Consider the following 13,760-nt stretch of genomic DNA (forward strand, 5'->3'; position numbering starts at 1 on the left):
ACGGTGAGTGGCTCAGATTTCGGCGCGGCGCTTCAGCAACATCTGGCGGCTGCGGTCCGGCGTCTCCGCGTCGACCGCGAGCATGTCCAGCGACCGGCTGTACCGCTCGATCTCGTCGCGCTTGTCGATGTAGTGCGCGCCGGTCAGGTACTCGGTGTAGGCGATGTTCGGCAGTTCCTCTTCGGCGAACCTGAGCAGCGAGAACGCGCTGTCGGCGGAGTAGCCGCTCCGGTCGTACGGGAGGACCTGCACCGAGATGTTCGGCTGCTGGATCATCTCCAGCAGGTGGTCGATCTGCGCCTTCAGCACCTCGCGGTCGCCGATCGGGCGGTAGAGCACCGACTCGTCGAGCACCAGCCACAACCGCGGCGCGTCCGGCCGGGACAGCATCTTCTGCCGCCGCATCCGCAGCGCGACCCGGCGGTCGATCTGCTCGTTGACCATGTCCTTGCGGCCGTGGCTCATGATCGCCCGCGCGTAGTCCTCGGTCTGCAGCAGACCCGTGACGTACAGCGGCTCCCACACCTGGATGCGGGCCGCGGCCTCTTCGAGTCCGACGAGGTCGTTGAACCAGCTCGGCATCAGGTCGCCGTAGCGGCGCCACCAACCCGGCTCGTTCGACTCCTTGACTATGTCGAGGAACTGCTGCCGCTCACCGGGATCGGTCATCCCGTACATGGTCAGCAGATCGGCGACGTCGCGTTCCTTGAAGCCGACGCGGCCGAGCTCGAGACGGCTGATCTTCGACTCGGAACCCCGGATGCTGTAGCCGGCCTCCTGGCGCGTGATGCCCGCGTCCTCACGCATCCGCCGGAGCTGAGAGCCGAGGATCATCCGCCGCGCGGTGGGACCCAGGGACTGCTCACCGCCAGGCGGGGTGACCGCGTTCATCGACCGGGGACCTTTCGTAAGACGACACTCACAGGGGGAACAAGCCGATTACTGAAAGTACACGTTTGGACCTCGACACGACAGGGACGGCTCGGTTTACCGCTCGCGTACGTGGTTCTACTCTACGTAGAGCCCGAGACTTCCGACACAGTTTTGTGAGGTTCAAGATGCCCGACGCCCCGACCCGGACGGAACGAGTGCCCGTGGGTGTCGACCCGACCCGGGCCAGCATCGCCCGGGTGTACGACGCCTTCCTGCTCGGCAAGGACAACTACGAGATCGACCGGGAGGTGCTGCGCAAAGTCCAGCAGGCGGCCCCCGAGGCGCAGGACCTGGCGACCGAGAACCGCGGCTTCCTGATCCGCGCGTGCCGGTTCCTCGCCAGCCAGACGGGCATCACCCAGTTCCTCGACCTCGGATCCGGCCTCCCGACCGCCGAGAACACGCACCAGGTCGTGCAGCGGATCAACCCGGAGATCAAGGTCGTCTACGTCGACAACGACCCGGTCGTCCTCGCCCACGGGCGCGCGCTGCTCGAAGAGAACGAGAACACGCACTTCGTGTCGGACGACATCTTCGAGCCGGAGCGGATCGTCGACAACCCGGACATCCGGCGGCACATCGACTTCACGCAGCCGATCGCGTTGCTGCAGCTCGGGACCCTGCACCACTACAACGGGCCGCACGACGAACCGGCCAAGATCATGCGGAAGTACATCGACGCGCTGCCGTCGGGTTCGTACGTGGCGATCTCGCACTTCTCCGACCCGCAGGACGACCTGTCCGAGATCGCCCGCAAGATGGAGGACTTCTTCATCCACAGCCCGATGGGCTCTGGCACCTTCCGCACGAAGGCCGAGATCGAGGAGCTGTTCCACGACCTCGAGATGGTCGAGCCGGGCGTCCAGCTGTGCGCCGACTGGTGGCCGGACGGCCCGCGGATCAAGGAGCTGAACACGGCTCAGCGGACGATCTCGGGCGGCATCGGCCGGAAGGCTTAAGCCCTTCGAGGCCCTCGCGGCCGCAATGAAAGGCCCCTTCATTGCAAAATTTGCAATGAAGGGGCCTTTCATCTCACGCGCGAGCCCGAGGTTCAGAGGCGCACCAGCGGCAGCCAGCGAGCCAGATCGGCCCTGCTCCCGGAGGCGGTGACCCGCCCCGATTCGACGGCGTCGGCCCAGCCGAGCAGCCCGGTCGCCAGTTCCAGCCACGTGCGCGGATCCGTCTCGACGACGTTCGGCGGCGTCCCGCGCGTATGGCGCAATCCTTCGACACACTGCACAGCCGCGAACGGCGGCACCCGCACTTCGACACTCTTCCCCGGGGCGTCCCCGGCCAGCGTCCGCAGGCTCAGCCGCACCGCCGCGGCCAGCTCCGGACGGGCCGGTTCCGGACCGGATCCGCTCAACCAAGGGGAAATCGCCGCGATCGCGGCACGTAACTCAGCGGGGTCGACCGAACGCGAAGAGGCCATGGGAGAACAGTAGAGTGAGCGCGAACAAACCTTCAGGCACCCGGAACGTGGGGATGGCGATGGCGCAGCGGGACGAGGCGGATCGGTTGGCGTCGAGCCCGGCGGGCAAGCGGAAACAGGCCAAGCCGAAGATCACCGAAGAGATGCGCGCCAACGCGAAGGCCAACCCGAACAGCTGGCTTTATGTCATCGACGAGGCCTTCGATCCCGACGGCCCGGTGCCGTCCTGGGCGGTCGTCGGCGCTTACCCGGTGAACGGCGCGGGCGAGATCGTCGAGGACTTCCACCCCAACGACCGCTACCGCCCCTCGCCGAAGGCGCTCGGCTTCCCGGAGCCGCGGAACGAACTCGAGCAGTTGCTCCAGCTGGTGCGCACGAACCACCGCCCGGCCGCCGATCTGCCCCGGGTCATCCTCGACTCGACGCTGTTCGTCTACGCGCTTTCCCCGGTGCAGCGCACGGTGATCGGCTTCCACAACACCGACGGCAAGGTGCTCGTGCCTGCTTACACGGCGAAGGCGCTGGTCCCGCGCGAATGGCCGCACGCCCGCGCGGTGCTTGGCCGGGACATGGTCCCGCTGCTCGCCGGGCACCCCGTGACGATCAATCCGCACGACCGGCTCACCGCGATCATCCCCTCGGAGCACCTCGACAAAGCCCTTTTGGACGAGCGTCGTTGAGGCCCGATTAACCCACTCGGCCCAATTTTTTCGGGTTGCAGGCCACTCTTTCGGGTGATGTTCGAGTCGCTGATTCTCTTTCCGAGGGGGATCGTGGCGACGTGATGAGTCGCAGAGTGTGTTCGAAAGGCTGGGGGGCCGTCCTCGCGGCGGGGGTTCTGTTGCTCGCGCAGACCCCCGCCGTCGCACGTGAAAGCGGGCCCCGATACGACGGGGCGGAGGAGCACTACGCCGGTTCGCAGATCGCGCTGCACGAAGGCGTCAATGTGTCGGTGGGGCCGCTGTACGGCGGCGAAGCGCAGACGCTCGGCCACGACGTCAGCGGACATCAAGGCGACGTCGACTGGCCCGGTGCCGCCAGGACCGGCGCGAAGTTCGTCTACGTGAAGGCGACCGAAGGCACCGGCTTCGTCAACCCGCGGTTCCCCCAGCAGTACAACGGTTCCTACGGCGTCGGCCTGATCCGCGGCGCGTACCACTTCGCCCGCCCCGACATTTCGGACGGCGCCGCGCAGGCGCACTACTTCGTCGACCACGGCGGCGGCTGGTCCGGCGACGGCAAGACGCTGCCTGGCGCGCTCGACGTCGAGTACAACCCTTACGGCGAAACGTGTTACGGCAAGACGCCGGGGCAGATGGTCGCGTGGATGGCGTCGTTCGCGGAGACCTATCTGTGGCGGACCGGGCGGCATCCGGCGATCTACACGTCGACGAGCTGGTGGAAGCGCTGCACCGGCAACAGCACCGTGTTCTGGCAGAACCCGTTGTGGCTCGCGCGCTACAACACGGAGATCGGCGAGCTGCCCGCGAGCTGGAAACACCAGACCATCTGGCAGTTCTCGAACAAGGGCAGCCTGCCCGGCGACCAGAACTGGTTCAACGGCACGGTCGACCGGGTGCGCGCGCTGGCCGTCGGCTGAGCGCTCACCCGACCGGGCGTTACAAGATCACATAACCCGACCTTGTTGGAAATGAAAATCACCCACGCGTAGTACAAATTTCACGGAAGTTAGTGACAAACCCGGCACTCATCGTCAACAATCGTGCCCGGACGGCTACCACCTGCAAGGTCGCCGTCCTCAGCGAGGGTTATCCGTGAAGGGATTGTCGTAATGCGCACTTCCCGAAGAATCACCATCGCCGTCGGCTCCGCGCTGCTCCTGCTCGGCAGCACGGTCCAGGCGTCGGCCGCCCCGTCCCCCGAGATCATGTCGATCGAACAGGATCTTCAGCAGAACGACCACACGATCGGATCGCAGATCCGGCGCGTGGAAGGCGACACCTCCACCCCGGAATCGAAGGCCAAGGCCGCGCAGCCGCAGCCCGAGGCCGGGGTGCTCGCGACCGTCGCGGGCATGGACGTGGCCAGCTATCAGAAGAACGTCGACTGGGCCTACTGGTGGGGTCAGGGCAAGCGCTTCGTGTGGACGAAGGCCACCGAAGGCACGAGCTACAAGAACCCGTACTTCGCCCAGCAGTACAACGGTTCCTACAACCAGGGCTTCATCCGCGGCGCGTACCACTTCGCCCTGCCGAACGTCTCGAGCGGTGCGGCGCAGGCGGACTTCTTCATCAACAACGGCGGTGGCTGGTCCAAGGACGGCAAGACCCTGCCGGGCGCGCTGGACATGGAGTACAACCCGTACGGCGCCACCTGCTACGGCTTGAGCCAGGCTTCCATGGGGGCATGGATCCGCGCGTTCCACGACCGGTACAAGGCACGCACCGGCCGCTGGCCCGTCATCTACACCTCGACGAGCTGGTGGAGCACCTGCGTCGGCACGTCGCAGAACTTCGGTGGCACCGTCCCGCTGTGGATCGCGCGGTACGCCTCCACCGTGGGCACGCTGCCGTACGGCTGGAGCTTCTACACCGTGTGGCAGTACACCTCCAGCCCGCTCGACCAGAACACCTTCAACGGCGCCTACGACCGTCTGCAGGCACTGGCCAACGGCTGAGCTGCGCATTCCGTTGAAGAGCGGCTCCCGGCCTCGGCCGGGAGCCGTTTTTCAACGCCGCTTTCAAGCGAGGTACCTTCCGAGCAGAAATCCCTGGCATGGGCGGATCCGGAACCAGCGCTGACCGCCGGTCGTCTGATCTCCAGCCTCAGGCCCCAGTACGGAAGGCGAGACCGATGACCTACCCACCCCAGCCAGGCCAGCCCTACGGCCAGGACCCCCAGGGACAGCAACCGCAGCCGGGTGGCTGGGACCAGACCCAGCAGTACGGTCAGCCTCAGCAGTACGGGCAGCAGCAGGGCTGGGACCAGACCCAGCAGTACCAGCAGCAGCCCCAGCAGGGCTGGGACCCGAACCAGCAGTACCAGCAGCAGGGCTGGGACCCGAACAACCAGGGTTACCCGCAGGGCCAAGGCGGCCCGCCGCCGCAGAAGAGCAAGACCGGACTGATCATCGGGATCGTGATCGGCGTGGTCGTGCTGGTCGCCTTCGGTGTCACCGGTTTCGTCGCGCCGGGCTTCCTGCTCAGCAAGGACGATGGGAACACCGCCGCGCCGCCCGCGTCGTCGTCCGAGAACGCGCCGACCTCCGCGCCGAAGAGCAGCCCGAAGTCGAGCACGACCAGGACTCCGAGGAGCTCGGAGAACGGTGGCGGTGCCGGCGATCCTCAGGGCGTCCAGGTCATCACGGACTTCCTCGCCAAGATCTCCAGCGGCGACAAGACCGGCGCGGTCGCCCTCGCCTGTGAAAACCGGCGGGCGAACATGGGCAGCATGATCGACCTCTTCCTGCCGCCGGGCTCCACGGCCGAGGTCAAGAAGACCCAGGGCACCAGCAGCATCGTCATGGCCGAGATCACCGGAACGGTCGAGGGCGCCGACGCCAAGGGCACCGTGATCGCGCAAAGCCAATCGGGCAGCGCCTACTGCGTCTCTTCCCTGCTGGTATCCAAGGTCCGATGAAGCGGTTGCTCCGCTCCCCGCTGCTCTGGACGTTCGTCGTCTCGCTCGTCCTGCTGCTCGCGGTCGGCGGCTGGTTGCTGACAGATCCGGCGACCAGCCGCAGCGAGGCACTGAAGACCGGCGGCATCGCCGGAGGCGCCATCGTCGCGCTGTACGCGTTGTGGCTCAACGACAGGCGTCGTCGGGTCGAAGAGCGGCGGCAGGAAGTCGAGCGACAGCGGCAAGAACTCGAACAGCGGCGGGCCGACCAGGACCGCGACCGGATCTCGGACGAACGGTTCGCGAAGGCCGTCGAACTGCTCGGGCACGACGCCGACCAGGTGCGGGTCGGGGCCCTGCACGCACTGGCCGGGCTGGCCCGCGGCCGGGCGATCTACACGCAGACCGTGCTGGACATCCTGTGCTCGTACCTGCGGCGGCCGTTCGAACATCCGCGGTACGACGAAGAGGAGGCGAAACGCCCCGGGAACAAGCTGCCCGAACGTGGCAAAGCGGAGCAGGAGCAAGAGCTCCAGGTGCGGCAGACCGCCCAGCGGCTCATCGGGGAACTGCTCCCGGCCGCGGATTCCGAGGGCACGCCCGGATACGACCTCGACCTGACGGGCGCGGTGCTGGAGTATCTCGACCTGTCGGAGCGGAAGATCGGCAAGCTGCTGCTCCGCTACGGCGGTCTGTACAGCAGCACCAACCTCTCCGGTTGCGTGTTCCTCGGCCCGGTGTACCTGACCGGCGCGGGAACGGCCGCGAAGAAGCTGATCGGCTTCTTCCGGTGCAATGACGCCAAATTCGAACAGCGCGCGTGGTTCAGCGGGGTCCGCTTCTCCGAGGACGCCGAGTTCCGCGGCACCGTGTTCGCGGGCGAGACGTCCTTCAAGGACAGCGTCTTCGCAAAGGACGCCGTCTTCGCCGGCTCCCGGTTCAAGGGGACGCTGGATCTGCACCGCGCCCGGTTCCAAGGCTTCGCGGATCTCGGTTTCCGCGAGCCGCCCGGCACGGTTTCGCTGTACAACACGACGGTGGAACCCGCGAGGGACCACGAACTCCCGGACGGCTGGACCGTCGAAACCCTGCCGGACGGCCGTGCCCGGCTCACGGTGAAGGACTGATGAAGCGCCTGCTCAAGTCGTCGCTGCTGTGGACGTTGCTGTCCTCGGTCGTGGTGCTCGTCGGGGTCACCGCCTGGCTGCTCATGGATCGCGCGACCAGCCGCGGTGACGCGCTCAAGACCGGCGCCCTCGCCGGCGGGGCGATCGCCGCGCTCTACGGGCTCTGGCTCAACGACCGGCGAAGGCGGACCGAAGAGGACAGGCACGAGATCGAGCGCAGCCGGATCTCCGACGAGCGCTTCGCCAAGTCGATCGAACTGCTGGGCAACGAGGCCGATCAGGTCCGGGTCGGTGCGATGCATTCGCTCGCGGGACTGGCCAGGACGCGTCCGGAGTACCGGCAGACGGTGCTCGACGTGCTGTGCGCCTATTTGCGGCGGCCGTTCGAACATCCGAGTTTCGACGTCGCGGCGGGCAAGAAAATCGGCTGGAGCGACGAAGACCGGGCAGCCGCGGAACGCGAACGGCTGGTCCGGCGCGCGGCCGAACGGCTGATCCGCGACATCCTCCCCCACGCCGGGACCACCGGGCCGACGCTTTCGCTCAACCTCAGCGATGCGCGACTCGACAAGCTGGGACTGCTCGGCAGGCGGGTCGGCTGGTTCGGCGCGGACCGCTGCGAGGTGCTGACCTACCTCGACCTCACCGACACCCAGCTGTCCGGGAAGTTCCAGCTCGAGAACGCGACGATCCACGGCGGGTTCGTACTCACGCGGGCGAGCTTCGAACGCAAGGTGTCGCTGGACGATCTCGTCGTCGAGTCGTCTGTCGACTTCAGCGTGGCGACCTTCGCGGAGCCGCCTTCGCTGGAGGGCGCCAAGTTCGGGGCGGGTTCAAAGATGTCGTGAGTGGCGATTCGGGTTCTAACCCGAATCGCCACTCACGACCACCTGTACCGAACGGCCACTTCAGCTTCAGTCGAACAGCGCCGGCAACGTCTTCTCCCAGGTCTCCCGAAGCTCGTCCAGCGTGAACTCCGTGATGTCCTGGAGTTCGAGCGAGCCCGATTCCGGGTCCACCACGCCGGTCTTGCGCCACGGCAGGCCACGCGCGGTGAGCATCTCGGTGAACCGCAGTTCCTCGGTGCGCGGCACGGCGACCAGCACCCGGCCCGCGGATTCGGAGAACAGCTGCACGAACGGGTCCTGCTCCGAGTCGAGGAAGACCCGGGCACCGCACTGTCCGATGAGGACGGTCTCGACGAGGGTCTGGATCAGGCCGCCGTCGGAGATGTCGTGCGCGGCCGAGATCATGCCATCGCGGGAACCGGCGATGAGGATGTCGGCGAGCAGCTTCTCGCGGGCCAGGTCCACGCGAGGCGGGCGGCCGCCGAGGTGGCCGTGCAGTTCGCGCGCCCAGGCGGAACCGTCCAGCTCGTCGTGCGTTTCGCCGAGCAGCAGCAGGGTTTCCCCGGCCTCGGCGCCGATCCCGGTGGGGATGCGGCGGGTGACGTCGTCGATCACGCCGAGCACGCCGACCACCGGGGTCGGCAGGATGGCGACGTCACCGGTCTGGTTGAAGAAGCTGACGTTGCCGCCGGTGACCGGGATGCCGAGTTCGACGCAGCCGTCGGCGAGACCGTGCACGGCCTGCTCGAACTGCCACATCACACCCGGGTCGGTCGGCGCGCCGAAGTTCAGGCAGTCCGACACCGCGACCGGCTTCGCGCCACTGGTGGCGACGTTGCGGTACGCCTCGGCCAGCGCGAGCTTCGCGCCCTCGTACGGGTCGAGGTAGACGAACTTGCTGTTGCAGTCGGTCGAGACGGCGACCCCGCGGCCGGTCGACTCGTCGATCCGGATGACGCCGGAGTCCGACGGCTGCGCGGACACGGTGTTGCCGCGCACGTAGCGGTCGTACTGGGAGGTCACCCATTCCTTCGACGCCTGGTTCGGCGACGAGATCAGCTTGAGGATGTCGGCGCGCAGTTCGTCCGCAGTGGACGGACGCGGCAGCTTCGCCGAGGTGTCGGCCTGCAAAGCGTCCTGTGTGGACGGACGCTGGATCGGGCGGTCGTACACCGGGCCCTGGTGCGCCACGGTGTGCGCCGGGACGTCGACGACGACCTCGTCGTTCCAGGTGATGACCAGGTGCTCGCCGTCGGTGACCTCGCCGATGTCGGTGGCGATGACGTCCCACTTCTCGCAGACCTTCATGAACGCCTCGACGTTCTCCGGCGAGACGACCGCGCACATGCGCTCCTGCGACTCGCTGGACAGCACCTCCGCCGGGGTCATCCCGGTGGCGCGCAACGGAACCCGGTCGAGGTAGATGTGCATGCCGCCGTCACCGGCGGCCGCCAGCTCCGACGTCGCGCAGGAAAGCCCGGCGCCACCGAGGTCCTGGATGCCGACGACGAGCTTCTGGGCGAACAGTTCGAGGCAGCACTCGATGAGCACCTTCTCGGTGAACGGGTCGCCGACCTGGACGCTCGGCAGCTTCTTGCGGCCGCCCGAGCTTTCGTCACCCGAGAAGGTGTCGCTGGCGAGCACGGACACGCCGCCGATGCCGTCGAGGCCGGTGCGCGCGCCGAACAGGATGATCTTGTTGCCCTTGCCCGAGGCGAACGCCAGGTGCAGGTCCTCGACGCGCATCGCGCCGACACACAGGGCGTTGACCAGCGGATTTCCCGCGTAGCTCTGGTCGAACACCAGCTCGCCGCCGATGTTCGGCAGGCCGAGGCAGTTGCCGTAGCCGCCGACGCCGGCGACCACGCCGGGCAGCACACGGCGGGTGTCGGGGGCGTCCGCCGGGCCGAAGCGCAGCGCGTCCGCCACCGCGAGCGGGCGCGCGCCCATCGCCATGATGTCGCGCACGATGCCGCCGACGCCGGTCGCGGCACCCTGGTACGGCTCGACGTAGGACGGGTGGTTGTGGCTCTCGACCTTGAAGGTGACCGCCCAGCCCTCGCCGATGTCGACGACGCCCGCGTTCTCGCCGATGCCGGCGAGCATCTTCTCCTTCATTTCGGGAGTGGCGGTCTCACCGAAGTAGCGAAGGTGCTTCTTCGAGGACTTGTACGAGCAGTGCTCGCTCCACATCACCGAATACATCGCCAGTTCGGCGTCGGTCGGACGGCGGCCGAGGATCTCCCTGATCCGGGCGTACTCGTCGTCGGCGAGGCCGAGCTCGACGTACGGCTGGGTCAGTTCGGGGGTCGCCTCGGCGCGTTGAGTGGTGTCAACGGTGCTGGTCACGGTGTCAACCTCAGGGTTCGCCACGGCCTTAAGAGTAGGCGAGCGCATAGGGCGGCTCGCGGTCGCCTGCACATAAATCGGTCGCGCCCGCGACGGCGATCCGCTTAACGTCGACAATCGTGCTTTCCGCCACATATCCCCTTCCGCGACTACGCCTGCCCGCCAAGCCGACCGCTTGGCGGTACCTCGTCAGGATGATGCTCGCGCGCCCGGGGCTGCTCGCCGTCTCGGCGATCAGCGGTGCGCTGTGGTCGCTGCCGATCGCCCTGTTGCCGGTCGCGATCGGGCGGGGCATCGACGCGATCGGCCGCGGCGACGGCGATTCCGTCTGGTTGTGGGGCCTCGCGGCCGCCGGGCTCGGGATCGCGCAGACGCTCGCGGGCACGGTGCAGCACTTCGCCTCCTACGGCTGCTGGATCCACGGCGCCGGGGTGACGCAGCGGCTCGCCACCGAACACGCGGCGAAGCTGGGCGCGAACCTGCGCGACACGACCACCACGGGTGACGTGGTCGCGATCACCACCAGCGACATCAACCCGATCGGTGATTCCTTCGAGGTGCTCGGGCGGGCCTTCGGCTCGCTGATCGCGTTCATCGTGTGCGCCACGGCGCTGTTGTCGACGTCCCCGCTGCTCGGCGTGGTCGCGCTGGTCGGCGTCCCGCTGGCGGTGGTCGGCATCGGTCCACTGCTGAAGCCGCTGGAGAAGCGCCAGACGAAGCAGCGCGAGGAGAAGACCGACGTCAACGCGCTGGCCGCGGACATCGTCTCCGGCCTGCGGATCCTTCGCGGCGTCGGCGGCGAGAAGCAGTTCCTCGACCGCTTCCGCCGCTCCAGCCAGCGGGTGCGGGCGGCCGGTGTCCAGGTCGGACGCAGCGAAGCGTGGCTCGCGGGCGCCGAGGTCGCGCTGCCGGGACTGGTCACGGTGGTCATCACCTGGCTGGGCGCGCAGCTGGCGATCAACGGCACCATCGGCGTCGGCGAACTGATCACGTTCTACGGCGTCTCGGTGTTCCTGGTGATCCCGGTGACGACGGCGACCGAGTTCGCGGGCGTGCTGAGCGCCGCGCTGGTTTCGGCGCGGAAGGTGTGCAAACTGCTTTCCACCGAACGCACGCTCGCCGAGCCGGAGCACCCGGTCCCGCTGCCGGAAGGCCCGCTGGACCTGTACGACGAGACGACCGGGATCAAGGCCGAGGCCGGGAAGCTGACCGTCATCGACGTCGGAGCCGATGCCGAAGCGGTGGCTTCACGGATGGCGCGGTTCACCGATCCGAGTGAACCTGCCCTCGTCGGCGGGGTTCCGGTGGATCGGGTCGCCCTCGGTGAGCTGCGGCGGCGGGTCGTGTTCGCGCACAACCAGGACATCTGGTTCTCCGGAGTGCTGCGCGAACAGGTCGCCCCCACCGAGCCCGGCGAGGTCGAGATCACCGAAGCGCTGTACGCGGCGGACGCCGACGACATCGTGGACGCGCTGCCCAACGGCGTCGACGAAGTGATCGGCGAACGCGGACGTGAGGTTTCCGGTGGCCAGCGGCAGCGGCTGAACCTGGCCCGCGCGCTGGCGACCGACGCCGACGTCCTGCTGCTCGACGAGCCGACCTCGGCCGTCGACGCGCACACCGAAGCCCGCATAACCGAACGCGTCGCGAAGCTGCGGCGCGGCAAGACCACCGTCGTGTTCAGCCAGAGTCCACTGTGGACGCATGTGGCCGATGTGGTCGTGAGTACGAAAGTACCGGCATGAAGAAGCTGCCGTTGGCAGACAAGAAAGACGTCAGACGGTGGATCAAGGAGACCGCGCGGGACAACAAACGCGAGTTCTCCGTGATGCTCGGCCTGTTCTGCGTCGCGACCGCGATCGGGCTGGCCGGGCCGCGGCTGCTGGGCGTGCTGGTGGACGAGGTCGTCGGAGGCACGACGACCACCACGATCACCTGGCTCGCGGTCGCGTTCGTGGTGGTGCTGGGCGCACAGGCCTGGTTCAAGGGGCTGGCCAGGCTCCGCGCGCGGGTGTTCGGCGAGCGGATCCTCGCGCGCAACCGCGAGGAGTTCGTCGGCAACGCGCTGAACCTGCCGCTCGGGACGGTCGAGGCGGCGGGCACCGGCGACCTGCTCAGCCGGGCGACCACCGACGTCAGCCGCATCGACCACGCGGTGCGGTTCGGCGCGCCGGAAATCCTGATCGCCGCCGTCACGGTGGTGTTCACCGTGGTGGCGATGGTGCTCACGTCGCCGTTCCTGGCGCTGGGCCTGCTGGTCGCGCTGCCGCTGCTGGTGCCGGTCAACATCTGGTACCAGCGGCGGATCCCCGACGTGATGCGGCGGATGCTGGACAAGTGGTCCGAGCTCCAGTCCACCACGCACGAGACCGCGGAGGGCGCGCGGACGGCCGAGGCGCTGAACCTGACCGGCCGCCGCATCAGCGCCGGGCACGACGGGCTCGACGCGTCGATGCTGGGCGAGCGCAAGATCCGGGCGCTGCAGATGCGGTGGATCCCGTCGCTGGAGATCAGCTACGTGCTGCCGGTGCCGGTGATGCTCGGGCTGGGCCTGCTCGCCTACTCGAACGGCTGGGAAGGACTCGGCACGATCACCGCGATGCTGCTGTACTCGCAGGTCATGACCGGTCCGCTGAACGAGGCGCTGTTCTGGCTCGCGGACATGCAGGTCGCCGGGGCTTCGCTGCGGCGGCTGCTTGGTGTGCGGCCCGCTCCGTCTTCGGAGACGGCCTCGGAGACGCCGCGCGGCCAGGACATCGAGGTGCGTGACGTGCGCTTCGGCTACAACGCGGACCGCGAAGTACTGCACGGGATCGACCTGCGGGTGCCCGCCGGTGAACGGCTGGCGATCGTCGGGCCGTCCGGTGCGGGCAAGTCGACCCTGGGACGGCTGCTGGCCGGGATGTCGGCGCCGACCTCGGGTTCTGTGCGCATCGGCGGCGCCGAGGTGTCGACGCTGCCGGACGACGTCCTGCGCGGCGAGGTCCTGCTGCTGACCCAGGAGCAGCACGTGTTCGCGGGGACGCTGCGGGACAATCTCACGCTGCCCGCCGGGGACTGGTCCGACGACCGGCTGCTGGCCGCGCTGGCCTCGGTCGGGGCTTCGGACTGGGTGGCGAGCCTGCCGGACGGGCTCGACACGAAGGTCGGGGCCGGGGCGGTCGCCGTCCCGGCGGCGCTGGCGCAGCAGCTGGCGCTGGCGCGGGTGGTGCTGGCCGACCCGCACACGCTGGTGCTGGACGAGGCGACGTCGCTGCTGGACACGGGTTCGGCGCGGGAGCTGGAACGGTCGCTGAGCGCGGTGCTCGAAGGGCGCACGGTGATCGCGATCGCGCACCGGCTGCACACGGCGGCCGCGGCGGACCGGGTCGCGGTCATCGAGGGCGGCCGGGTGACCGAGCTGGGTTCGCACGCGGAGCTGCTTGCCGCCGGTGGGCCTTACTCGGCTCTGGTGGCCGCAGCCTCCTGAAGTGCAATGAAAGGCCCCTTCAT

At 68.2% G+C, this 13,760-nt stretch carries 12 protein-coding genes; 9 read left to right on the plus strand and 3 right to left on the minus strand.

The window, feature by feature from the left end; genetic code table 11:
- Positions 1-12 precede the first annotated feature (12 nt).
- Positions 13-891, minus strand: a complete 879-nt coding sequence (locus DL990_RS01505; RefSeq protein WP_125797681.1) for a helix-turn-helix transcriptional regulator — start codon at positions 889-891, stop codon at positions 13-15.
- 203 nt (positions 892-1,094) lie between these two features.
- On the opposite strand from DL990_RS01505, the gene DL990_RS01510 reads away from it, so the two are divergent.
- Entirely contained in the window at positions 1,095-1,892 is a 798-nt protein-coding gene (locus DL990_RS01510; RefSeq protein WP_199746204.1) for an SAM-dependent methyltransferase, read from the plus strand.
- A gap of 92 nt (positions 1,893-1,984) precedes the next feature.
- Here the strand turns inward: DL990_RS01510 and DL990_RS01515 are convergent, their stop codons facing one another.
- Positions 1,985-2,365 carry a sterol carrier family protein gene (locus tag DL990_RS01515; protein ID WP_034312575.1) on the minus strand — a complete coding sequence of 127 codons (381 nt, stop codon included), beginning with the start codon at positions 2,363-2,365 and terminating at the stop codon, positions 1,985-1,987.
- A gap of 53 nt (positions 2,366-2,418) precedes the next feature.
- On the opposite strand from DL990_RS01515, the gene DL990_RS01520 reads away from it, so the two are divergent.
- From DL990_RS01520 to DL990_RS01545, 6 genes are all read left to right on the plus strand, one after another.
- On the plus strand, positions 2,419-3,045 hold the full coding sequence (locus DL990_RS01520; protein WP_125785011.1) for a type VII secretion system-associated protein: 627 nt from the start codon (positions 2,419-2,421) through the stop codon (positions 3,043-3,045).
- 104 nt (positions 3,046-3,149) lie between these two features.
- Complete coding sequence (locus tag DL990_RS01525) at positions 3,150-3,965, plus strand: lysozyme (protein ID WP_199746181.1); 816 nt, start codon at positions 3,150-3,152, stop codon at positions 3,963-3,965.
- Positions 3,966-4,157: 192 nt separating this feature from the next.
- Entirely contained in the window at positions 4,158-5,003 is an 846-nt protein-coding gene (locus DL990_RS01530; protein ID WP_125784874.1) for a lysozyme, read from the plus strand.
- Positions 5,004-5,179: 176 nt separating this feature from the next.
- Positions 5,180-5,965, plus strand: a complete 786-nt coding sequence (locus DL990_RS01535; protein ID WP_125784873.1) for a Twin-arginine translocation protein TatA — start codon at positions 5,180-5,182, stop codon at positions 5,963-5,965.
- Positions 5,962-7,071: a pentapeptide repeat-containing protein gene (locus DL990_RS01540; protein WP_125797682.1), complete on the plus strand. Its 1,110-nt coding sequence runs from the start codon at positions 5,962-5,964 to the stop codon at positions 7,069-7,071. The genes DL990_RS01535 and DL990_RS01540 overlap by 4 nt, the downstream gene beginning before the upstream one ends.
- Complete coding sequence (locus DL990_RS01545; protein ID WP_125797683.1) at positions 7,071-7,919, plus strand: hypothetical protein; 849 nt, start codon at positions 7,071-7,073, stop codon at positions 7,917-7,919. The genes DL990_RS01540 and DL990_RS01545 overlap by 1 nt, the downstream gene beginning before the upstream one ends.
- A gap of 66 nt (positions 7,920-7,985) precedes the next feature.
- Here the strand turns inward: DL990_RS01545 and purL are convergent, their stop codons facing one another.
- Positions 7,986-10,316 (minus strand): phosphoribosylformylglycinamidine synthase subunit PurL, encoded by a 2,331-nt coding sequence (purL, locus tag DL990_RS01550; protein ID WP_370451229.1) that lies wholly within the window; start codon positions 10,314-10,316, stop codon positions 7,986-7,988.
- Positions 10,317-10,387: 71 nt separating this feature from the next.
- Between purL and DL990_RS01555 the strand changes: the two genes are divergently transcribed.
- A complete protein-coding gene (locus DL990_RS01555; protein ID WP_125784869.1) occupies positions 10,388-12,013 on the plus strand; it encodes an ABC transporter ATP-binding protein in 1,626 nt (541 codons plus the stop codon).
- Positions 12,010-13,737, plus strand: coding sequence for an ABC transporter ATP-binding protein (locus tag DL990_RS01560; RefSeq protein ID WP_125797685.1), 1,728 nt, complete (start codon positions 12,010-12,012; stop codon positions 13,735-13,737). The genes DL990_RS01555 and DL990_RS01560 overlap by 4 nt, the downstream gene beginning before the upstream one ends.
- Positions 13,738-13,760 lie beyond the last annotated feature (23 nt).

Origin of the sequence: Amycolatopsis sp. WAC 01416, from assembly GCF_003947485.1 — a bacterium.
In the GTDB taxonomy this organism is placed as follows: Bacteria; Actinomycetota; Actinomycetes; order Mycobacteriales; family Pseudonocardiaceae; genus Amycolatopsis.